Origin of the sequence: Ligilactobacillus saerimneri DSM 16049 (assembly GCF_000423265.1) — a bacterium.
GTDB lineage: Bacteria > Bacillota > Bacilli > Lactobacillales > Lactobacillaceae > Ligilactobacillus > Ligilactobacillus saerimneri.
On sequence record NZ_AUHQ01000002.1, the window covers coordinates 80863 to 103510 of the forward strand.

General features: G+C 44.9%; 17 protein-coding genes. 14 read left to right on the plus strand and 3 right to left on the minus strand.

Annotated elements, in window-relative coordinates; genetic code table 11:
- Positions 1–241 precede the first annotated feature (241 nt).
- Complete coding sequence (locus G541_RS0101385; RefSeq protein WP_027826232.1) at positions 242–1441, plus strand: MFS transporter; 1200 nt, start codon at positions 242–244, stop codon at positions 1439–1441.
- A 101-nt stretch (positions 1442–1542) separates the two neighbouring features.
- On the opposite strand, the gene thrC is transcribed toward G541_RS0101385, so the two are convergent.
- On the minus strand, positions 1543–3036 hold the full coding sequence (gene thrC / locus G541_RS0101390; RefSeq protein WP_027826233.1) for a threonine synthase: 1494 nt from the start codon (positions 3034–3036) through the stop codon (positions 1543–1545).
- A 138-nt stretch (positions 3037–3174) separates the two neighbouring features.
- Here thrC and G541_RS0101395 point away from each other — a divergent pair, with 138 nt between their 5' ends.
- The 5 genes from G541_RS0101395 to G541_RS0101415 all read left to right on the plus strand — a co-directional run bounded on the left by G541_RS0101395 (position 3175) and on the right by G541_RS0101415 (position 9875).
- On the plus strand, positions 3175–4452 hold the full coding sequence (locus G541_RS0101395; RefSeq protein ID WP_027826234.1) for a homoserine dehydrogenase: 1278 nt from the start codon (positions 3175–3177) through the stop codon (positions 4450–4452).
- Positions 4453–4469: 17 nt separating this feature from the next.
- Positions 4470–5333, plus strand: coding sequence for a homoserine kinase (gene thrB / locus G541_RS0101400; protein WP_009552559.1), 864 nt, complete (start codon positions 4470–4472; stop codon positions 5331–5333).
- Positions 5334–5609: 276 nt separating this feature from the next.
- A complete protein-coding gene (locus G541_RS0101405; RefSeq protein WP_009552557.1) occupies positions 5610–6788 on the plus strand; it encodes an MFS transporter in 1179 nt (392 codons plus the stop codon).
- A 311-nt stretch (positions 6789–7099) separates the two neighbouring features.
- On the plus strand, positions 7100–8773 hold the full coding sequence (locus G541_RS0101410) for a 1-deoxy-D-xylulose-5-phosphate synthase N-terminal domain-containing protein (RefSeq protein WP_027826235.1): 1674 nt from the start codon (positions 7100–7102) through the stop codon (positions 8771–8773).
- Positions 8774–8945: 172 nt separating this feature from the next.
- Positions 8946–9875: a DMT family transporter gene (locus G541_RS0101415; RefSeq protein WP_027826236.1), complete on the plus strand. Its 930-nt coding sequence runs from the start codon at positions 8946–8948 to the stop codon at positions 9873–9875.
- 223 nt (positions 9876–10098) lie between these two features.
- Here the strand turns inward: G541_RS0101415 and G541_RS0101420 are convergent, their stop codons facing one another.
- On the minus strand, positions 10099–10680 hold the full coding sequence (locus tag G541_RS0101420; protein ID WP_027826237.1) for a L,D-transpeptidase: 582 nt from the start codon (positions 10678–10680) through the stop codon (positions 10099–10101).
- A 244-nt stretch (positions 10681–10924) separates the two neighbouring features.
- Here G541_RS0101420 and adhE point away from each other — a divergent pair, with 244 nt between their 5' ends.
- The 3 genes from adhE (at position 10925) to G541_RS0101435 (ending at position 16720) form a co-directional block, all read left to right on the plus strand.
- Positions 10925–13504: a bifunctional acetaldehyde-CoA/alcohol dehydrogenase gene (gene adhE, locus G541_RS0101425; RefSeq protein ID WP_027826238.1), complete on the plus strand. Its 2580-nt coding sequence runs from the start codon at positions 10925–10927 to the stop codon at positions 13502–13504.
- Positions 13505–14172: 668 nt separating this feature from the next.
- Complete coding sequence (locus tag G541_RS0101430; RefSeq protein ID WP_027826239.1) at positions 14173–15069, plus strand: proline iminopeptidase-family hydrolase; 897 nt, start codon at positions 14173–14175, stop codon at positions 15067–15069.
- 22 nt (positions 15070–15091) lie between these two features.
- Entirely contained in the window at positions 15092–16720 is a 1629-nt protein-coding gene (locus G541_RS0101435; protein ID WP_027826240.1) for a peptide ABC transporter substrate-binding protein, read from the plus strand.
- Between the two features lie 183 nt (positions 16721–16903).
- Here the strand turns inward: G541_RS0101435 and G541_RS0101440 are convergent, their stop codons facing one another.
- The gene (locus G541_RS0101440; RefSeq protein ID WP_027826241.1) at positions 16904–17656 is read right to left on the minus strand and encodes an alpha/beta hydrolase; all 753 of its coding nucleotides are present in this window, start codon (positions 17654–17656) and stop codon (positions 16904–16906) included.
- Between the two features lie 115 nt (positions 17657–17771).
- Here G541_RS0101440 and G541_RS0101445 point away from each other — a divergent pair, with 115 nt between their 5' ends.
- From G541_RS0101445 to G541_RS0101465, 5 genes are all read left to right on the plus strand, one after another.
- On the plus strand, positions 17772–19166 hold the full coding sequence (locus tag G541_RS0101445) for an amino acid permease (protein WP_027826242.1): 1395 nt from the start codon (positions 17772–17774) through the stop codon (positions 19164–19166).
- Positions 19167–19210: 44 nt separating this feature from the next.
- Positions 19211–19618, plus strand: a complete 408-nt coding sequence (locus G541_RS0101450; protein WP_027826243.1) for a hypothetical protein — start codon at positions 19211–19213, stop codon at positions 19616–19618.
- A gap of 300 nt (positions 19619–19918) precedes the next feature.
- The gene (gene trpX, locus G541_RS0101455) at positions 19919–20911 is read left to right on the plus strand and encodes a tryptophan ABC transporter substrate-binding protein (protein WP_027826244.1); all 993 of its coding nucleotides are present in this window, start codon (positions 19919–19921) and stop codon (positions 20909–20911) included.
- Positions 20908–21804 (plus strand): ABC transporter permease, encoded by an 897-nt coding sequence (locus G541_RS0101460; protein WP_027826245.1) that lies wholly within the window; start codon positions 20908–20910, stop codon positions 21802–21804. The genes trpX and G541_RS0101460 overlap by 4 nt, the downstream gene beginning before the upstream one ends.
- A complete protein-coding gene (locus G541_RS0101465; protein ID WP_009552533.1) occupies positions 21801–22565 on the plus strand; it encodes an ABC transporter ATP-binding protein in 765 nt (254 codons plus the stop codon). The genes G541_RS0101460 and G541_RS0101465 overlap by 4 nt, the downstream gene beginning before the upstream one ends.
- Positions 22566–22648 lie beyond the last annotated feature (83 nt).

Genomic DNA, 22648 nt, shown 5'->3' on the forward strand with positions numbered 1-22648 from the left:
ATATTAATATATTCAATTATACCAGAATATACGTTCGCCTAATAGGGAAGGAATAGTTGCTCCTGCTTAATAGTGCGGTAACATTATGGTTAGAACGCGTAAGCAAGTTACTAGTATTTGAATGAGAGAAAAAAGACTTCTCTCTGATTAGGACAAAAAAACTGTATAATGGAAAAGTTAATGATTATCAATACAATCTAAAGAAAGGAATTTCGTTGCGAAAACGAAGGAAAGATATTAAATGAAGTATCGTCTGCAAGCACTTGTTTTTGTTTTTGTTGCCTTTATGTTGGGCTGTAATGAATATATGATTGTGGGTGTGCTCCCTGATGTAGCCCGCGATTTTCATGAGCCTTTATCCAAACTAGGACTCTTAGTGACTATTTTTGCCCTAGTTTATGCGATCTGCACCCCGATCATTACATCGGTTGCTAGTCGGTGGCCACGCCACCGGGTTCTTTTGAGTTTAATCGGCATTTTCTTGGTGGGAAATTCCTGGTCAGCATTAGCTACGGGTTATTGGAGTATGTTTATTTCCCGGGTTATAACCGCATCGGTTGCTGGGGCTATTATTTCCTTGGTAATGGTGATGGTAAACTTTACCGCTCCCCGTCATCGCCGGGCTAGTATCGTTTCATGGGTTTTTGCGGGTTTTAGTATTGCATCAATTATTGGAATCCCTATTGGGACTATTGTCAGCCACCTGTTCTCTTGGCGAGAAAGTTTCTGGATGATCTCCTTGTTAACCATTCCGGTTTTTGCTGCTTTATTATGGCTTTTGCCCCGCGATACCCCCCAAGTGCGGAGTCGTTTTAAGAAACAATTCACTTTATTACGTGACCAACGGGTGATTTTAGGCACATCGCTGATTGTTTTGGTGTGTGCTTCTGACTATACGATCTATACTTACATCCGGCCGTTAGCAACCAATGTTATGGGGTTTAGCTACGCGTGGTTAAATTGGATCCTCTTTGGGATGGGAGTCTTCTTTATCATTGGCAACAAGTTTGGTGGATATATTGCCGACCACGGGGGAATGTTGACCTTACGGTGGATTTACATCGTGATGACATTGTTATATCTCGCCTTAGGGGTAACGTTCCAGTACAAGTGGATCGCAGCGTTAATTATTGGGTTACTGTGTATCTCATTCTGTTGCTATGGGTCATCTACCCAGTTGATGTTCATGGATATTGCTGAATCAGAATATCCTGCATCATTAGACTTGGCCTCATCATTGAATGCTATTTTTGCCAATATTGGCATTTCACTGGGCTCGTTTACAGCTTCCGAAGCAGTACAATTCACTAAAATGAGCAACCTCGGCTATATTGGGGTTGTGTACGGCTTGCTCACCATCGTGGTGGTCTTTACTTTAGCGAATAAATATCAAAGTAAAAATAATGTACACATCCATTTGCCTGAACAAAAGGCGGAATAATAAGCAATTCATTAAAGAATACGAAAAAATAAAGGCTGGGAGAAAACATTGTTTTCTCCCAGCCTTTATCTTTGTTTCCAACTCACATTTTCTGTTAGTGATTATTTATCGGTTTTCTTCAGGACATCTAAGACCATCCGGGGCATAGCGGTGGGAGTGGTAGTCAAGACGGGTTGCGGTTGATTGGTAAAGAGTTCTTCAACTCCAGCTGTTAAAGGCCGTGGGTCAAGTTGAGCAAGTTGCTCAATTGCATCTAATCCGGTGCTCTGACTAGGCACGGTATTGTCTAGAGATTGTAAAACAGTTTCAGGGAATTTGTAAGGGCTAGCTGTAGCTACGACTACACATGGCCGGGGGTCGCCACTTAAAGTACGGTACCGGTGGGCTGCAATGGACCCGACTGCTGTGTGGGGATCAATTAGATAGTTAGCTTCTTTAAAGACGCGGTTGATCTCTGTTTGAATTTCATCCGGGGTGGCATATTCAGCAGCAAAAAGTTGCTTGAGCTTGGTCAGTAGTTCCGTTGGCAGGGAATAGTGACCTTGGTCTTGGAGTTCATGCATGAGTTGCTGAACGAGTTCAGCGTCACCACCGCTGATATCAAAGAGCAAGCGTTCGAGATTCGAAGAAACCAAAATATCCATTGAAGGCGAATTGGTTACGAAAAATTCTCGGCGTTTATCATAGGTGCCCGTAGCGAAAAAGTCGGTCAGGACATTATTTTTGTTTGAAGCACAAATCAAGCGCCCGACTGGAAGCCCCAACTTTGCGGCATAGTAACCGGCCAAAATATCCCCAAAGTTGCCAGTAGGGACGGCAAAGTTGACTTGGTCACCTGCTTGGATCACTCCCTGCCGGAGTAGTTGTCCGTAAGCACTAAAGTAGTAAGTGATCTGGGGAATTAAACGTCCAATGTTCATCGAATTGGCAGAAGAAAAATGTTGCTGGTGGGAGGCCAGAACTGCAGCCAGGGTAGGGTCGTTAAAGATCTCCTTGACCGTAGTCTGAGCCTGATCAAAGTTGCCCTTAACAGCAACTACATGGAGGTTGTCTCCCTGTTGGCTGCGCATTTGGGCCTCTTGGATCGGACTGATTCCATGTTGCGGATAAAAAACAATAACTCTGGTTCCTGCTACATTGCGAAAACCACGTAAAGCTGCCGTCCCGGTATCGCCAGAAGTAGCAGTGAGGATAATTGTTTCTTTAGTGTCCTTAGTTTGGTGCTTAGCTGCTTGCAGAAGATGTGGTAGCACTTGCAAGGCAACGTCTTTAAAGGCCAGCGTTGGTCCATGAAAAAGTTCTAGATAATAACTCCCAGCATGGACGGGTGTCAGCGGTGCGATCCGAGGATGGTCCCATTGAGCGCCATAAGCAGCAGGTACTGTTGCTGCGGTAGGGAGGTGGGGAAAGAACCACTGCAGGACGGTTTGGGCGAGCTGCTGGTAGGATGAAGTTGTTAAACGGGTGAGGTCAAACTGTGGTTGCGGAAAAGCAGCAGGGACAAACAGCCCGCCATCAGGGGCCAAGCCCTGAATGATGGCTTGAGCGTCCGTATATAATTGGGCGTTAGGATCGCGGGTACTACGGTAGTTCATGAGAAAGCCTCCTTAAAACGAATAGGTATTTGCTAATATTATACCCTTATTAATTAAAAAACTATGTTAAAATTTAAGAAAAGGTGAGTTTTTAATTATAAAAGTGAGTGTAACTTAGACGGGAAAGGTGGGAATCATATGGATGTCATCAAATTAGGAATGATCGGTTTAGGAACAGTTGGTAGCGGTGTCTTGGCGATGATTCAAGAACATGCGAATAAGATTTATGCAGTTACAGGGCGGAGATTAGTTCTCAAAACAGTGATGGTACGTGATTTGGCGAAACACCAAGATGTAGCTGAGGTGGTTCATTTAACCACTGACTTGGATGATATCCTCTCTGATCCTGAAATTCAGATTGTGGTGGAAGTAATGGGAGGGATCCATCCGGCCAAAGAAGTAATTACCCAGTTGTTGCAGGCCCATAAACATGTTGTGACAGCAAATAAGGACCTCATTGCTACTGAAGGGGCTGATCTGATTCGGTTAGCCCGCGCTAATGGGTGTGATCTGATGTATGAAGCCAGTGTGGCCGGGGGTATTCCTATTTTACGGACGATTGCAGACAGTTTTGCGGCTGACCAGATCACTGAAGTTAAAGGAATTGTCAATGGGACTACAAATTACATTTTGACTCAGATGGCCCAACAAGGTTGGACGTATGCAGCGGCATTAAAGCAAGCACAACAATTAGGTTTTGCTGAATCTGATCCAACTAATGACGTCCAGGGGAAGGATGCAGCCTACAAGATGATGATTCTTAGCCAATTCTCTTTTGGCACGCAAGTGAACCTGGAGGATTTTGAAACGACCGGTATTGATGCAGTGGCTGCCCAGGATGTTCGGCAGGCAACGGCCTTTGGATACGTGTTGAAGCTAGTGGGAGTAGCCCGGTTGGTTGACCAGGGTATTTTTGTAGAGGTGGCGCCAGCTTTGGTCAGTGTGCACCACCCGCTAGCGGGAGTTAACAATGAAAATAATGCCGTGATGGTACGGGGACAGGCCGTTGGCGATACGCTGTTCTATGGTCCTGGTGCGGGAGCTTTACCGACTGCCAACAGTGTCCTGTCCGATATTACAACGGTAGTGAAGAATATGATTTTAAAGACCAATGGGAATTCGTTTAATCGGTATTCCCAAGCCCTCCCATTGGCTACGCCAGCCCAAGTTAAAGATCGGTATTACCTAGCGTTGACATTGCCAGACCAACCGGGGGAGATGCAAAAGTTGACCACTGTAATGGCCCAGATCAATGCAAGTTTCTCGCAAATTGTGCAACAAGCAGGAGAAAATGGGCAGGCGCGAGTAATGATTATTACGCACACGATGAGTAAAGAGCAACTCCATGAGCTTCAGCAAAGATTGACAGCACTTGGAACGATTACCCTGCATTGTGCTTATCGAGTAATTGAATAAGAAAGAGGGGTCAAGTTATGAAGATTATTGCACCAGCTTCTTCGGCCAACCTTGGTCCGGGTTTTGACTCGATCGGGTTGGCGGTTAACCGTTACCTTGAAGTAACAGTTGGACCTGCAAGTTCAACGTGGCAGGTAGACCATGATTTACCTGCGATCAGTCATGGAAGTGACAATTTGATCATCCAAGCGGCCCTTACAGTTGTCTCCAGCCTTCCGCCCCATCAGATCAAGGTAACAAGTGCGATTCCACTAGCCCACGGCTTGGGTTCCTCATCCGCTGCGATTGTAGCAGGGATTGAACTGGCCAACCAATTAGCTCATTTACAGTTAACGGCGCAAGAAAAAATCCAATTAGCGGCCAAGATTGAAGGACATCCAGATAATGTTGCGCCTGCGATCTTAGGTGGAATTGTTGTGGGAACTAATATTGAAGATGAATTTGTGGCAGTTAAAGCCCCGACTCCGCCGTATAGGTTATTAGCGTATGTTCCACCATACAACGTTGTTACCGCTAAGGCGCGGGCCGTACTTCCTAGCCAATTACCGTTTTCTCAGGCGGTCCATGCTAGCGCAGTGGCCAATACGTTAGTAGCAGCTCTTTTTGGGCAACGCTATGATGTCTTGGGTAAATTAATGGAGGCAGACGAGTTTCACGAGCAAGTACGGTCTGCCTTAGTTCCGGAGCTAAGTCGTATCCGGAAACTAGGACATGAGAGCGGGGCAGTCGCTACTTATCTAAGTGGTGCGGGCCCTACCATTATGACCTTGCTTCCTGCTACCCAGGTAAGTGAATTTAAAAAAAGTTTGCAAGCGTCAGGACTGACTGCTTCAACCTTAGACTTAACAATTGACCAAGCGGGAGTTCGGGTAGTCGATTAACCCAAAGATCGCTAAAAAAGCAACCCACTGAAATTGGTGTGTTTTTGTACACCAGTTTCAGTGGGTTCTTTTAATGGCTAATCCCCATAGTGGAGTGCTGCTCTTGGCAAAATAAATTTGAATTAGGATATTACCAGAAAATAAACTTAAGACTGGTATTTTGAAAGCGCTATGGTATACTTGAAGATGTCACTAACAAAAAGTAAGTAAAAGTTAAAAAATTCACAAACTTTAATCAGTACTTGTTTATATTAATTAGCTTGAGGGGGAGATTTAGTGTTAGAAAAAAAGAACCACAGTTCTTTACTATTGGTGGGAATACTCCTAGTGGGGGTCTGCATGCGGATGCCTATTACGGCGTTGCCATCGGTTATTAAAGATATTGCTGCCAGCTTTCAGGTTGCACCCAACAGCTTAGGAATCTTAACAACAATTCCGTTATTATGCTTTGGGTTTATCTCCCCTTTGGTGTCACTTTTAGCACGGAAGATCGGTAATGAAGCAACCATCGGGTTAGCACTCCTCTTACTGATTGTTGGCTCGTTTGTCCGGATTTTCAATTTCTGGTCCCTACTAGGGGGGACAGTTCTCGTGGGCTTAGCAATTACAGGGTTCAATGTTTTACTGCCAGCAGTTATCGCAGATAAGCTCCCTGATAAGATCGGCAGTACGACTGGAATGTATAATGTTGCGATTACTTCTTTTTCTGCTATTGGTGCATACACCATTTCACCATTATCACAGGCTGCAAGTTGGCAGGTGGCTATTGTTATTATCAGTTTGGTAGCGGTATTGACGGCCATAGTTTGGCTCCCTAATCTTAAATACAATCAGCCCGAAAAGCTTGTTCCGACAACCGACGCCCCAGGCGAAACCAACATGTGGCGCAACAAGACAGCTTGGTACCTGGTATTTTATTTTGGGGCTCAAAGCTTTGTTTTTTATAGTATTGTTGCTTGGTTACCAGCAATCGCTTTAGCGGCAGGCCTAACCCAGGATCAAGCTAGCTTAGTAGCAGGATTCTTTCAACTGTTCTCGATGCCATTTGCATTAGTAATTCCGGTGGTTGCTACACGGCTTTCGCATTTACGGCGGCGGTGGTTTGCTTTGTTTGCAGGAATTGCAGCTGCAGCAAGCCTCGGGATGTTGTTTTTCGCGGTCAACTCCGTTTGGTACTACCTCTTAGTAGCTCTACTAATGGGGATGGCAATCGGAACGACATTTCCGTTAGGGTTAACCGTGTTTGGATTAAAAACGCGCAACGCTGCTGATACACGGAACCTTTCAGGGATGGTCCAGTCTGCGGGTTATTTATTGGCAGCGACAGGTCCAGTTATTGTGGGCCATCTCAATGCTGCTACCCATAGTTGGCAAGCAGGATTAGTGGTTCTTTTGGGCGCAGTGGTTGTCTTTACAGTTGCGGGTTTATTAGCCGGACGGCGCCACTATGTGTGATGTTTCACGTGAAACAATGATGCGTAACAGTGAAAACTTAGTTTGAATAGTTTGAGGCTGGGAGAAGCTTTCAATAATGGCCTCCGAGTATACAGATGAAGTAAAAGGCATCTGATGCTCAGAGGGTATTTTTATGGGAAAAGAATTAAATATTCCGCAGTGGAGAAACTTTTCATTCTTGAGATGGTACTGCTTTTTTGGACATGTGAAAAGATAAATGGTTAGTATAGTAACTTATTTTTTGCAAGTATAAAAACAGGGAGTATAATATAATAGCAATTACAAAAAGTAAGTGAAGGGAAGCGGTATTAATGAATCAACACCCAGATTATTTGCTCAATAAAATCACCGGACCAGCTGATGTTAAACAGTTAACTCTGGAAGAAATGGAGCAACTGGCGACAGAAATCCGGCAATTGGTAGTTGAAAAAGATGCAGCAATTGGTGGACACGTAGGCCCCAACCTTGGTGTGGCCGAAGCAACGATTGCATATCACTATGTGTTCAACTCACCAGTTGACAAGATTGTTTGGGATATTTCGCACCAGGCATATGGGCACAAGATGCTGACCGGACGGGCACAAGCCTTTCTTGATCCCGATCAGTATCAAACCGTGACCGGCTACACTAATCCGCAGGAAAGTCCGCATGATTATTATGCAATCGGGCACACCGGCACTTCGGTTGCACTGGCAATCGGGATGGCTAAGGCGCGGGATATGCAAGGACGTAAGGAAAATATTCTGGCCTTTATCGGTGATGGCTCGATGAGTGGGGGCTTGGCTTTTGAAGCTTTCAATAATGCCGCTAAACTGCATTCCAATTTAATTATCGTGGTCAATGACAACCAGATGTCAATTGATGAAAACCAAGGGGGCCTGTACATTAGTCTAGCTGAGTTGCGGGCTACTAACGGTCAGACACCAAACAATCCCTTTATTGCAATGGGGCTAGACTATAAATATGTTGCTGACGGTAACGATTTGGCAGCTATCGATCACCAAATGGCATTCCACTGGCATGGACCATTTGATGTGGCAACGGGAACAAGTACCGGTGCTGCTAATGTAGAAAAGTATGCTGATTTGGCACGGCAAACAGTGGCAGAACAAATCGATGCTGGTTTACCAGTTCTAGCGCTGAATGCTGCTATTCCGGGAGCCTTTGGGCTGAAGGATTTCCAGGCTAAGTACCCAGGAAATTATGATGATGTGGGGATTGCTGAACAATTTTCAATTACCTACGCAACTGGTTTAGCTCAAAATGGTGTGCGGCCAATTGTTTTTGAAAATAGCACTTTCCTGCAACGGGCATACGACCAGTTAGTCCATGATATGGCACTCAACAACCAGCCAGTTGTGCTTTATATCAGCAACGGTACGATCACAAGTGGATCCAAAACGCACCAGGGTGGTTTTGATATCCCTTATTTGAGCAACATTCCTAATGTTGAATACTTAGCCCCAACCAATGCAGAAGAACTACAGGCAATGTTGAAGTGGGCCCTCCAACAAACAGATCGGCCAGTTGCAATCCGCCAGCCAGGACAAGCAGTCGTCCATGGGGTAGCAACACAAACAGATTATAGTAAGATCAAATATGCAGTCGATGCCGGCGAAAAGGTAGCAATTCTGGCCCTGGGTGGGTTCTACGAGCTAGGACGTGCAGTCCAAACATTGCTGACTGACCAATTAGGCTTTAAGCCAACGCTGATTAACCCCCTGTCAGCAACGACCCTTGATGAAGCAACATTGACAGCTCTTCGCACCAACCACACTGTGGTGGTAACTTTAGAAGATGGTGAAGTAAATGGTGGCTGGGGCCAAAAAGTTGCTAGTTTCTATGGACCAACTTCGATGCGCGTTAAAAACTATGGGGCAGCGCGTGAATTCAACGATAGTGTACCAATGGTTGAGCTCAAGCAGCGCTATCATTTGACACCAGAGTTAATTGTTAACGATATTGCCACACTATTAAAAGACTAAAAGGGAAGGTATGATCCTGATTCCGAATGAAGTACACCTTCGGTCAAGGATCGTACCTTTTTTAATTGCGAAGAGAAACTTTTTTTAGCTAAAAAGGAATAAAAAACTGGTAAAAATGAAGAATAAAAATTATAATAAGCGACACCTATAATTTTGAAGGAGGCCCCAGTAAGTGCTGTTTTTAGTCTTGTTTCCAATCATTACAGGCTGTGGATTAGCTGCCCAATCAGCTGTCAATTCCCGGCTACGTTACTACGTTGAATCGCCCCATTTTGCAACTTTGTTGACTTTCCTGACCGGAGGAATATTCCTTATCTTGGCTATGGTAGTAACTCATGATTCCTTTGTCATTCCTAGTCAGGTAGTTAGCGGTGAACCATGGTGGGTTTGGTCTGGTGGGATCTTAGGGCTCATCGGCGTAACAATGCTAATCTTGTTATTCCCGATTCTGGGAAGTGTACAAACCACTATTTTAACGATCGGTGGTCAAATTCTGATGGGAGTTTTAGTTGACCAACTGGGCTGGTTTAATGCAGCTATTAAGCCCCTTAATACCTGGAAAATTGTGGGGATAGCACTTTTGATAGCGGGAGTAGTGTGGTCTAACTTAGCGCAAGGGCAAACTACGCGGACACAGGCAGCTGGTAAGCACCGCTTTTTGTGGCAGCTAGCAGCTGTTTTGACAGGAATGGTGATTGCTACGCAAGCGACGGTCAACGGTTATTTGGGATCAGTTTTGGGTTCATCACTGTATGCAGTGGTGATCTCATTTATGCTTAGTCTGGTTGTTTTGACCCTGATCCTGTTGATAGTGCGTGCCCCATGGCACAACCTGCAGACGTTACCCCAAGGAGTAAAGGAACAGCCATGGATCATCGCTGGTGGACTATTGGGGGCGATTTATACTTTTAGTGTCGCCTGGTTAATTCCATTGTTAGGGACGGCCAAAGTGGTAATCTTTGGTCTGTTTGGCCAAGTCGCTTTTAGTATTGTGATTGATCATTTTGGTTTATTTGAAGCTGAAAAACAGCCAGTAACTACCGGCAAGCTATGCGGTCTGGCTGTGGCGTTTGTTGGGGTTTTACTTGTTAGTCTCCATTAAAATAAATGGTCGGTAGTAAATATTATTAATTAGTTGTGGGTCCCAAAGCAGTGGAGGCTGGAAAAACGAATTTTTCCAGCCTCTTTTTTTATGCGCTAATATTACATAAATAATATGGGAAATTAGGAGCCAAGGATATACACGGGGCACTATACTTTGCGCCCACCATCATCCTAGCTTGACCAAACAATTTGTCACAAAGGTGGTTTTGCATTTCGTATTTTTAGCGGATAACCACTTTAGTGTTATAAGGGATGTTTTGGAAGAACCACTGTGCATCAGGAATCGAAAGCCGCACGCACCCGTGTGAACGGGCAACCTTGCCTAAATCTTGGGCTTCAGCAACGATGTATTGTCCTTGGTCATTAATGGGGACAGAATGGAAAAGATATTCGCCGTGATTTTTGAATGATACCCAGAAGTTGGCACCTTCGCCAGACGAAGGGTTGAAGAAAGATTGACCTCTTTCTCCTTGGATGTGAAAGGTCCCGGTTGGAGTTGCTTGGTTTTTAGCACCAGTGGAACAATACATCTCATAGATTGTTTTATGACCATCAATAAGATATACACGTTGCCGCTTAGTCGAAACTAAAATCCACATATTAGGATGCCGACTGAGGTTGGGGTAATCTTTGGTCATAGATGATTGTTGCCAACTCTTAGTTGTTAAGGGGCGCATTCCGCGTGCTTCGTAAGGTAAAACAAGCGGGTCACGCTGGTAAAGCCAAACTCCGCCCAGGATAACGATAGCTAGCAGAAGGAGCCCAATTAATCCGCGTCGCCGAGGACGATTATGTTTGCGCATGCTACTTCACTCCGAATCATATAATTTACTTTAATTATAGCTTAAACTTACTGGTTGTGGTGGAATAGGAAATTCGCTAAATTTCACAAATCATTTAAAGAAATCGTTTTCTTCCGCATGGAAATAGGGGTTGCACCTTCCACAAAGTTTGTGAAAATCAAAAATGCGCTTTCATTTTTGTGATAATCATGTATGCTTAATTTGTTAAATAATTCACAAACAAATGACCAGGGGGGTTATACCGATGACAGCAGAAAATGAGCAACCACAGACAGATGTGACCACTATGATTGATCGCTTAGTAAAACAAGCGCATGAAGCGTTAGCCCAGATGGCAGATTTTAGTCAGGATAAGGTTGACCAAATTTGCCAAGCTTTAGCGACAGCAGGTGAACAAAACGCCTATGAACTAGCTCAGATGGCAGTAGCAGAAACGGGGCGCGGTATCGTTGAAGATAAAACAACTAAAAACATGTTTGCCAGTGAGAATATCTGGAATAGTTTGCGCCACGAAAAAACGGTCGGAATCATTGCTGAAGATAAAGAAAAAGAATTACTCAAAATTGCTGAACCAGTGGGTGTCATTGCTGGTGTTACTCCGGTGACCAACCCGACATCAACTGTGATTTTTAAGGCGATGATCGCCCTCAAAACACGGAATGCAATTATTTTTGGATTCCACCCCCAAGCACAAAAGGCGTGTGTTAAAACAGCCGAGCTTTTAGCGGCAGCTGCCGAAAAAGCTGGGGCCCCACGGAATGCTATTCAGTGGATTAGTCAACCTAGTTTAGCTGCAACTTCAACCTTGATGAATCATCCTGATGTGCAACTTGTTTTAGCCACAGGGGGTCCTGGGATGGTCAAGGCAGCTTATTCAACCGGTAAGCCGGCCCTGGGAGTGGGACCAGGAAATGGTCCTGCCTATATTGAACAGACGGCAGATCTCAAGCGGGCAGTCTATGACATTATGCTATCTAAGACCTTTGATAACGGAATGGTCTGTGCTTCAGAAAATTCTGTTGTGGTTGACGATAGCGTTTATGCACAGGTTAAAACCTTGTTCAAAGATTGGGGATGCTACTTTATTCCTGCCGATAAAGTAGCTACGTTTACTGAACATTTTATTGACCCGAAGCGGGGGACTGTGCAAGGACCAATTGCTGGGCGGTCAGCAGTGCAAATTGCAGAAATGTGCGGCCTCAAGGTTCCAGCTACGACTAAGGTTTTGGTGGCAGAACTCACTGGGGTGGGGCGTGATTATCCCCTATCAGCCGAAAAACTATCACCAGTCTTTACGATGTATCGTGCTAAGACCCAAGCCCATGCCTTTGAACTGTGTACTGAGCTCTTAAATTACGGGGGGCGGGGACATACTGCTGCTATCCATACAGAAGATCAAGAATTGATTAGACGGTTTGCTTTAGCGATGTCGGCTTGTCGGATTATTGTTAACCATCCGTCCGCACTGGGAGGCATTGGCGACCTTTACAATAACATGACACCATCCTTAACCTTGGGGACTGGGTCTTACGGGGCAAACTCTATCTCACATAATATTTCGGCACGGGATCTTTTGAACATCAAGACTGTTGCAATGCGACGGGATAATATGCAATGGGTAAAGGTTCCCTCTAAAACATATTTTGAACATGACGCTGCCAACTATTTAGGCCATATGCCGGATGTTGAACGTTTTTTTGTGGTAACAGACCAGGGAATTGTTGACCAAGGCTTTGCAACTGAGATCACAGATATTATCAGTAACCGGCGTGGAGCTAAAGCTTATGAAGTGTTCGAAGCAGTTACTAGTAACCCAACAACAGAGGTTGTAGCTGATGGTGTGCGGCGGATGCAGATTTTTAAACCAGATGTAATTGTTGCGCTGGGTGGAGGCTCAGTAATGGATGCTGCCAAAGCCATGCGCCTATTTTATGAAAATCCAACAATGACTTTTGCGGAAGCTCGCCAAAAGTTTCTTGATATCAGAAAGAGGGTTGTTCGCTTCCCTAAGCACCATGATGTGCAGTTGGTTTGCATCCCAACTACATCAGGGACAGGGTCTGAAGTATCGCCTTTTGCAATTATTAAGGATGGGCAAACGGGCATTAAATATCCTCTCTGTGACTATGCTTTGAGCCCGGATGTTTCGATTGTGGATGATCAGTTTGTTGCCACAATGCCTTCAGACCTAGTGGCACGGTCGGGCTTTGAAGCGTTAGCCCATGCGCTGGAGTCATATGTTTCAACAATGGCGACAGACTTTACCCGCGGTTGGTCATTGCAAGCAATTAAGTTGATCTTTGCTAATTTAGAAGCGTCTTATCATGGTGATCGCCAAGCGCGTAGCCGGATGCACAATGCAGCTACGCTTGCCGGGATGGCATATGCCAACGCCTTTTTAGGAATTGATCATGCACTAGCCCACACTCTCGGGGCGGCATTTGCTGTACCGAGTGGAGTCGGCGATGCGATTGCTTTGCCCCATGTTATCGCCTTTAATGCACGTAGACCCCAAAAGTTAGCTATCTGGCCCCACTATGCGGTTTATCGCGCTGACAGTGACTATGCAGAAATTGCTCGGACCTTGGGATTAGGGGGACGGAACAACCAAGAAGCAATTGCAGCTTTAGTTGCGGCTGTCCGTGACTTAGCCCATGCAGTTGGAATCAAATTGCGGCTACGGGACTATGGAGTAGACAAACAAGAATTTGAAGACCGCCTCCATGACCTAGCAGTTGAAGCATATGGCAATCAAAATACGGTCACCAATCCAGTGGCGCCGTTGATTAAACAGTTAGAAGAATTAATGCAGGCATGTTATTAAAAGGTAAATATTTCCCAGGAAATACATAAAGTAACTGGGAACAATGCAGAGGCTGGGAGAAAACAACGTTTTCTTCCAGTCTTATTATTTATTCGCTGATAGTACACGGATAGTGGGGGAGAAACATAAATTTAGGAGCTCAAATATAAGCGAAGGTTGCCGTACTTAGTGCAATCCATGGTCCCTAACTAGGTTAAACGATTTGTCGCAAGGGTTGTTTTTTGTACACTTTTGCATTTAATCATAAAAGAAACTTTTTTAAATTAATAGTTGACACATAATAAAATAGTGATAATATTATGGCAACGACATTAGAATAGAATGAGATAGCTGAGATAAGGACAGTAGTCCTCCGCCAGGTAGCAAGAGAGTTTCTGGTTGGTGTGAAGAAATTACACGGCGGTTGACGAATATCACCTTTGAGCCGGGACTGTGACATTAGCAGTTCCAGGGGGCGCCCTTTATAGCGCTAACGTATCGCCTGTCAACCTACCAGGATGGGCCGCACGTGATGAGATGAGTTATGGTCAGTAATGTTGGCATAACTTAAAAATAGGTGGTACCGCTGAAAAGCCCTATGGAAACATTGTTTCCGTAGGGCTTTTTTCTTTATCCAGATCTTACTTCATTCTAAAATCGAATTATTTTTAATGAGGTGAATTTTGACTATGGAGCATCAAGGAACAACTTTATTGGCACTGGACAATGGGTATCATTTGTTTACACGGAAGGAAGGTCATGGCGCAATTAAGCTCTTGTGTGTCCATGGCGGACCAGGAGGAAACCACGAAGGATTTGACAATTTTGCGGCTAACCTTCCAGGTGATGAATTTACTGTATACACTTATGATCAATTGGGTTCGTATTATTCAGACCAACCTGATTTTTCGTTACCAGAAAACCAACATTATCTGACCCTTGATTACTACTTGTCTGAGCTGGAAGAAGTACGTCAGAAGCTAGGCTTAGAGGACTTCTATTTGCTAGGACATTCTTGGGGTGGATTACTTGCACAAGAATATGCCTTAAAGTATGGAGACCATCTCAAAGGACTTGTCATCATGAGCATGATCGACAATATCGCGGAATACACAATGCATATCAATTATTTGCGGAACAAAGAACTTACTCCACGCGAAGTAAAATACATGAAACAAGTTGAAGATGAAGAGAACTTTGACGATCCTATGTACCAGGAATTACTGGACCGTTTATATAGCCTGTATGTGGTCCGCCACCCACAGAACAAAGTTCGTACTGTTAGCAAGAAGGCAACGGCTGTTTACAATTATTTCCAGGGAAATAATGAGTTTGTGATGGTGGGAACCCTTAACGGCTGGGACCGACGGGCTGACTTGCACCGGGTAAACACCCCAACTCTGTTGACTTTCGGAGAATTCGATACGATGCCACTGGATGCAGCTCAAAGAATGAAAGAGACATTGCCCCATGCACGACTAGTCCTGACCCCTGATGGTGGACATGGTCACCAAATAGATAACCCAGCAGCATTTTTTGCAACGTTGAAACATTTTTTACGTCAAGTTGAACACAACGAATTTTAGTTAGAGAAAAGGGGAGAGAAAGATGAAATTAACAAAAGTAGCAGCGATGGGGGCAACAGTGGCCTTGAGTGCTTTAGCACTAGCCGCTTGCTCCAGTAAGAATACCACAGCCAATAACGACAATACCCTACGGTTGATGTTAACCGGGGATGTTCAATCACTAGACAATTCAAATGTTGCCAATCTAGCTCAATGGAATGTTTTGGAACAAACCATGGAAGGACTTTATCGCGCAGACAAAAAAGGTAATCCAGCCCCTGCGATGGCCACTAAAGTAGTTAAACCATCCAATAATGGGAAGACTTATGTGTTCCATCTGCGTAAAAATGCTAAGTGGGCAAATGGTGATCCTGTAACTGCCCAAGACTTTGTCAATTCATGGCGGCGGTCAGCTGGACCAACTGCAAAGTCAGGATATAATTATATCTTCACGGGGATCAAGAATGCTGAACAAGTTTCAACTGGGAAGATGCCAACTTCAGCCTTAGGGGTAAAAGCCCTTGACCGGCATACGTTGCGGGTCGACTTGGAATATGCGATGCCATACTTTAGCCGCATGATGGTCTTGCCAGCCTTCTTCCCTCAAAATACACGCATGGTAAAACAAACGGGAAGCAAATATGGGACTAACAGCAAAAATATGGTTGCTAATGGGCCGTTCCAGGTTAAAGGTTGGACGGGAAGCAATGACTCCTGGAAATTAGTCAGAAATAAATACTACTATGATAAGAAAGATATCCACTTAAAACAAATGAATATGCGGGTGGTAAAGGATGCTAATACGGCTCATCAGTTATTCCAACAAAAACAGCTCGATGATGCCCAGATCACTGGGACGACTGCTCAAGGTCTGCAAAAGGATAAGAATTTACGGCACGTATATCGGGCAGGAACATACTATTTACGGCTGAACTTAGCAAACAACAAGGCCTTCCAAAATGCTAAATTACGCCAGGCATTGTTCTTGGTCTTAAATAAAGACAGTTTGGCAAAGAAAGTTTTGAGTGACGGCTCTCAGGCAGCGTCAACGTATGTTGCCCCTCGGTTGGCGGTTGATCCGACGACAGGGAAAGATTTTGCCAAGGAAACAGCTCCTAAAGAAACATACAATGTAAAAAAGGCGCAGCAATTATGGCAAGAAGGGTTGAAAGAGCTCGGACAAAAGAAAGTTAAATTGACTTTAGTCAGTGATGACCAGACAGTTACCAAGAATGTCGGCCAATTTGTACAATCACAGGTTGAATCTAAGTTAGCTGGGGCTAGCGTTGAAGTTCACGCTGTTCCATCCAAGGAAGTTAGCGATCGTTTGGCTAACGGGAACTTTGATATGCAGAGTGCTCTGTGGTTAGCGGACTTTGCTGATCCAGTCAGTGACTTTGATGTATTAACTAAGAATAACCCCCAAAACTATGGTAAGTATGCAAACGATAACTACAATCAACAACTGGTTGATGCTAAGGGCGTTAACGGGACTAATCCAAAGAAGTACTGGGCAAATATGCGGGCTGCTCAAGAGCAACTGAACCAAGATATGCCAGTAGTTCCACTGTATACAATGACTGAAAGTCACTTAGTTAACCCTAAGGTTAAGGGTGTATTGTGGCACTCAGTTGGTGAAACAGATTATACACGGGCATCCTTCACCAAATAATCAAATTTAAAATTACTAAAAAGGCTGTGAGAAAATTTTGTTTTCTCACCAGCCTTGTTTTATGCAGTAATAACGCGGAAAATAGCTGCAAGTCTAGTAGCTAAGTACGAACTCAGGCTGCCGCTAGGCGCCAGCCATCGTCCTAGCTTAGCTCACCCGCCTTGCCCCAAGGGCTATTTCCCTTTATTTTCTACTTAAAAACTCGGTCACGCGCTGGACAACTAACGAACGGTTCTCTCCTTTAAAAGTATGACTTCCGCCCCGAACGAGGTGGACTTCGCAGTTCATGCAGTACCGTTGGTATTCTTTGACCGCGCTGACGGGGATCACTACATCATCTGTCCCATGGATAACTAACATGGGCCCAGAAAACTGCGCAGTTGTTTCCATAATCGGCAAGGTTTGTGCGGTCCGAAGAAACCTTCCGTTCATTAGAACGTTGTCGATCATGATTTGCTCGGGAATATGGAAGGGGTCAAACCTGCTTTGCCAGATCTGGCCCTGACGGGCAAATTCTTTAACGCTAACCGCTGGGGCAAGCAGGACTAAGCGGTCAATCCAATCATGATAGTAGCCTGCTAGCATACCGGCAATAACACCACCAAGTGAGTGTCCCAGTAGGTAAATATGCTTGATACCAGGTAATTGGCGGGTATAAGTGAGGATCGTGTCCGCCTCACTTATTTCCTGGGGAATAGTCATTTCTTGGTAGCTTCCCTCACTATGACCCCGACCGGAAAAGTCAAACCGGACCGTGGTGAAACCACTGGCCACCAAAGCGTGGCTTAATTGGGATAAGAGGTCGTCCGGTTGGTAGCCACGATTGCCTTTGAAACCGTGAAAAAGGATAATTGCAGTATCGCTTGGTGTTGAGGGATATTCAATAATTCCCCGAAGCGCTTGTCCAGCGTTATAAAGTGTTACTACTTCGTCCATCACATCTTGCCTCCTTTTTTCAAATTATATCCTATCTATTACGGAAGTGGAATTGAAATAATGAGACGACTATGGTAAAAATAAAAATATTATTAAAGAAAATAGGAGGACTAGCATGGGAGAGAAAAAACAGCCTAATCATATATCGCTGAAGCGGACGCTGACATCTGGACAAATGGAAATGATTGCTCTAGGTGGGACAATCGGAGTGGGGTTATTTATGGGCTCCACCTCAACCATTAAGTGGACCGGACCATCCGTTCTTCTCGCTTATGCTATTGTTGGTGTACTCCTGTACATGATCATGCGGGCATTGGGAGAGATGATTTATCTCAATCCTGGAACAGGTTCATTTGCGGATTATGCAACCGACTATATCCATCCTTTGGCCGGGTATCTTACTAAATGGAGCAATGTTTTTCAGTACATTGTCGTAGGTGTTTCAGAAGTCATTGCTGCTAGCGAATATTTAAATTATTGGTGGCCTAAGTTACCAACATGGGTTTCGGGGATAGCGGTGATTATCATATTGACTTTGGCTAACATTGCCTCAGCTAAAGCTTATGGAACTTTGGAATTTTATTTTGCGATGATAAAGGTCGTAACAATTATCATGATGATTGTTTTAGGCTTGTTGGTAATTTTTGCCGGCTTAGGCAATAACTGGCACCCACTGGGCTTAGCGAACCTTTGGCGTCATGGTGGCTTTTTCCCTGGTGGTCTCAAGGGCTTTATCTTTTCGATGTCGATCATTGTGGGTTCCTATCAAGGGATCGAGCTACTCGGGATTACTGCTGGCGAAGCGGCTGAACCGAAGCATGCAATCGTGGCTTCGGTTAAGTCCATCGTTTGGCGGATCTTGATCTTTTATATCGGAGCAATCTTTGTGATCGTGACAATCTACCCATGGAATCAGCTTAAGGCAGTTGGCTCACCATTTGTGGAGACTTTCTCCAAAGTGGGAATCACTGCAGCCGCCGGGATTATCAACTTTGTGGTCCTAACAGCAGCTATGTCAGGAGCGAACTCTGGGGTTTATAGCGCTAGTCGCATGCTGTTCAAATTGGCCCACGATCATGAAGCTCCAGCGGTCTTCAAAAAGCTATCTAAGCATTTAGTTCCTAATGTTGCAATTTATGCGATTGCGGCGGGGATTTTCATTGGTTTTATTTTGAACCTAGTAGTGACAAGCTGGAGTAAAACAGCCGGGAATCTTTTTGTGATTGTGTACAGTTCAAGCGTGCTTCCAGGGATGGTGCCGTGGTTTGTGATTTTACTGTCAGAACTGCGTTTTCGGCGGCAGAACCAAGAAGCAATGGCAGACCATCCCTTTAAGATGCCCCTCTATCCGCTATCTAACTACATTGCGATCGTCTTTTTAGTCTTGATCGTTGTCTTTATGTTCATCAATCCCGAAACGCGGGTTTCAGTCACGGTCGGAGCAGTGTTCCTGTTGTTATTATCAGGGCACTACATGTTGACGCGCCGGCGGAGCAGTAGGGCGGATTAATGATAGAATAAGACTATAATACATTTAAGAAATAGGGGATTAGAGTGAACAATAGAATTAAAGCGATCCTTACACCACGGTACAATTGGCTGATGCTATTGTTGGACTTGGTAGTGCTCGGAACGAGCATTTACCGGCTCAACATCTACACTGCATTTATCGTGTTAGTGGACTTGAGTTTTGCTTTACAAAACGGAGTGATACTGCACGGTTACCGTCTGCAACAGGGAACTCAATTAACCGCCAATAAACGTGAAGCTTTACTCCAGTTGGAAGCCAACAACATGGGGAAAGTTCTGGCGGCGTTACTATACTTAGGCGGATATTATTTTCCGTTTCATGATTCAGCCAATATGCTTCAAAACGGGGCAGCTGTGTTGGTAATGGTCTTGGCTTACTTTATTTTTGCCCAAGCCTATTATCGGTGGCAGAAGCGTAAAATTAGTGATTAAGTTGGTTGACAGGGACTAAGAATCAGCTTATACTCAAAATAATTCTTATTCGGAAAGGAGATTTACCATGAATAATTTACAACCACAAGTAAACTATCGTTGGCAAAGCCGGCACTAGGGTTGTATTGCATTGCGCAGATACGACCCACCAGATCGTATCTGTGCCGGTAAATCTTCATGCCCGCACGGATGTTACCCGTGCGGGTTTTGCTTTTTAGGCATCACCTGCAGTAAAAGGGTGGTGCCTTTTTCTATACCACGATCTGGTCAGGAAGAGATTTAAAAGAAGGGGAGATAATAGTGAAAAGATTAATTACAACCATCATTGTCTTGTTAGGTGTATTGGGGTTTGCTTTTGTCAGTGAACACCAGGCCCAAACTGCCCAACAAAAGCGACCTGTTGTGGGGATCTTGCAGACCCTAAGTCACCCGGCGCTAGACCAGATCAGGAAAGGCATTATTGCCGGGTTGAAAGCAGAAGGGTATGTTGATGGGAAAAACGTGGTCTTGGACGTTGAAAATGCCCAGGGCGATCAAAGTAACCTCAAATCAATGGCGGATAAGTTTATGAACAAAAATGCCCGTGTAACGGTGGGAATTGCGACCCCTGCCGTCCAGGCGTTGGCTAACCAAACTACGGCAACCCCGGTAGTTATGGGGGGGATCAGTGATCCATTAGGAACAGGCTTGGTAAAAAGCTTGCAACATCCTGGAGGCAAAGTGACGGGAACTAAAGAACAAGAACCAGTCGCGCAGCAGGTTGCAATGATCCGGGCGATTATGCCAAATTTGAAAACAATTGGTGTCCTGCATACATCAAGTGATGATTCGTCAACTGCTGAATACCAGGAATTCAGAAAATTGATGGAAGCCCATGGCGTAACCGTAAAATCCTTCACCATCACGTCAACCAATGATATCAGTCAAACAGCAGAAACCATGGTGCGCCAAGTCGAAGCAGTTTATGTGCCGACAGATAATACAGTTGCTTCCGGGATTATGACCTTAGCTAAAGCAGTTGATGGGGCAAAGATTCCGCTTTTTCCTGCAGTAGCAACGATGATGAAGCCCGCTGGTGTGGCAACCATTAGCTCTAGTCAGTTTGATATGGGTGTGGTGACCGGGAAGATGGTTGCCCGAGTTCTTCGCGGGGAAAAACCCGCAACCATGGCAGTTGAACAGACTAAAAAAGTTGATACGACAATCAACCTCAAGCAAGCTCGGAAGCTAGGACTGACAATTCCACAGCGGTATGTTGACGCGGCAGAAAAGAGAGGGGAGATTATCCAATGAGTATGGTAACATCGACGATTGGACAGGGATTATTATGGGGGATTTTAGGCTTAGGCTTGTTTTTAACTTTTCGCATCCTAGATTTTCCAGACATGACGGTGGAAGGAACGTTTCCTTTTGGGGCGTGTGTTTGTGTCGAAGCCTTAGTTCATGGCGTTAATCCGTTCTTAGCAACCCTCTTGGCTTGTGGGGCGGGAATGGTAACGGGTTTGGTAACAGGTTTGCTTTATACCAAGGGCCGCATTCCGATCTTATTGGCCGGAATCCTGACCATGACCGGGGTATATTCCATCAACTTGCGTCTTCTGGGCAGAGCCAATGTCGGCTTACTTAACCGGGCAACCCTACTGAATTTACCGCGTTTACAGCAACTTCCGCAGGGGTTCGCTAGTGTTATCGTGGGGTTGGTCGTAGCAGTGGTGGCGATCGTGGGCCTAGCTTTATTCTTAAACACAGATTTGGGTCAGGCGTTTATTGCCACGGGTGATAATGAAAAGATGGCTCGGTCCTTGGGAATCAATACCGATATAATGAAGATTTTAGGCTTGATGTTAGCCAATGGGTTGATCGGCCTAGCCGGAGGTTTACTAGCACAAAATGGTGGTTATGCAGATGTTAATATGGGGATTGGGACGATTGTTATCGGCCTGGCTGCAATCATCATTGGTGAAGTAGCTTATGGCGAATTAAGTTTGACAACCCGGTTAGTAGCAGTGGTCGTCGGGAGTATTCTTTACCGGCTGATCCTATTAGCAGTTCTTCAATTAGGCTTCAATACCAATGATTTTAAGTTGTTATCCGCGGTGATTTTGGCAGTTTGCCTGATGTTACCGTTATTGCAAGCAAAGTTTCACGTGAAACAATTACTGCACAAGGGGGTTGAACGACCATGAGTGAAGCGTTATTGGAACTAAAAAATATTTCTACCCGGGTCAATCTTGGTACTAAAGAAGAAAAAACTATTCTTCAAGATATTAATCTGAAAATTATGCCGGGAGACTTTATTACTTTACTAGGAACTAATGGTGCGGGCAAATCGACACTCTTGAACGTAATCAATGGAACCCTGCAGCCGACCAGTGGCCAGGTCTTACTCCAAGGGCGGGACTTGACGGGGATGTCCGAAGTCAAACGGGCAAAGTTTATCGCCCAGGTTTTTCAAGATCCTAAGCTGGGAACTGCGCCCCGGATGACGGTGGCTGAAAACCTCCTGTTAGCTACCAAGCGGGGGCAACGGCGTGGATTGCGGATGCGTCATCTTAGAGGGCAGATGGCCGCCTTTAAGGAGCGGGTGGCCCAACTACCAAACGGGTTGGAAGAGCGACTGCAAACATTTGTGGGGGACTTGTCTGGGGGCCAACGACAGACATTGAGCTTCTTGATGGCAACAATTCAAAGACCAGAACTATTACTTCTGGACGAACATACTGCAGCACTTGATCCCAATACCAGTCGCGACCTGTTACAGTTAACCGATGATGTTGTGGCCCAGGAGAAATTGACTTGTATCATGATCACCCACCAATTAAAAGATGCTCTGAAATATGGGAACCGCCTATTGGTGTTGAATGCTGGTCAAGTCGTGCTGGATGTGCGGGACGAAGCCAAACAACAACTAACTGAAAAAGAAATTTTGCGCTACTTTGCCGATTGAAGATCAGGTAACCTGCTTTCTTTGCTACCCGGCATATCGTAAAATATGTGCTGCCAGGAGTTTTTTTAGCCTAATAAAAGGCC

What these genes read in the sequence shown, in the direction of transcription:
- G541_RS0101435 (WP_027826240.1), top strand. Translation starts at nt 15,092, where the DNA reads ATGAAATTAACAAAAGTAGCAGCGATGGGGGCAACAGTGGCCTTGAGT.
- G541_RS0101410 (WP_027826235.1), top strand. Translation starts at nt 7,100, where the DNA reads ATGAATCAACACCCAGATTATTTGCTCAATAAAATCACCGGACCAGCT.
- G541_RS0101440 (WP_027826241.1), bottom strand. Translation starts at nt 17,656, where the DNA reads ATGGACGAAGTAGTAACACTTTATAACGCTGGACAAGCGCTTCGGGGA.
- thrC (WP_027826233.1), bottom strand. Translation starts at nt 3,036, where the DNA reads ATGAACTACCGTAGTACCCGCGATCCTAACGCCCAATTATATACGGAC.
- G541_RS0101420 (WP_027826237.1), bottom strand. Translation starts at nt 10,680, where the DNA reads ATGCGCAAACATAATCGTCCTCGGCGACGCGGATTAATTGGGCTCCTT.
- G541_RS0101465 (WP_009552533.1), top strand. Translation starts at nt 21,801, where the DNA reads ATGAGTGAAGCGTTATTGGAACTAAAAAATATTTCTACCCGGGTCAAT.
- G541_RS0101430 (WP_027826239.1), top strand. Translation starts at nt 14,173, where the DNA reads ATGGAGCATCAAGGAACAACTTTATTGGCACTGGACAATGGGTATCAT.
- G541_RS0101385 (WP_027826232.1), top strand. Translation starts at nt 242, where the DNA reads ATGAAGTATCGTCTGCAAGCACTTGTTTTTGTTTTTGTTGCCTTTATG.
- adhE (WP_027826238.1), top strand. Translation starts at nt 10,925, where the DNA reads ATGACAGCAGAAAATGAGCAACCACAGACAGATGTGACCACTATGATT.
- thrB (WP_009552559.1), top strand. Translation starts at nt 4,470, where the DNA reads ATGAAGATTATTGCACCAGCTTCTTCGGCCAACCTTGGTCCGGGTTTT.
- G541_RS0101395 (WP_027826234.1), top strand. Translation starts at nt 3,175, where the DNA reads ATGGATGTCATCAAATTAGGAATGATCGGTTTAGGAACAGTTGGTAGC.
- G541_RS0101445 (WP_027826242.1), top strand. Translation starts at nt 17,772, where the DNA reads ATGGGAGAGAAAAAACAGCCTAATCATATATCGCTGAAGCGGACGCTG.
- G541_RS0101460 (WP_027826245.1), top strand. Translation starts at nt 20,908, where the DNA reads ATGAGTATGGTAACATCGACGATTGGACAGGGATTATTATGGGGGATT.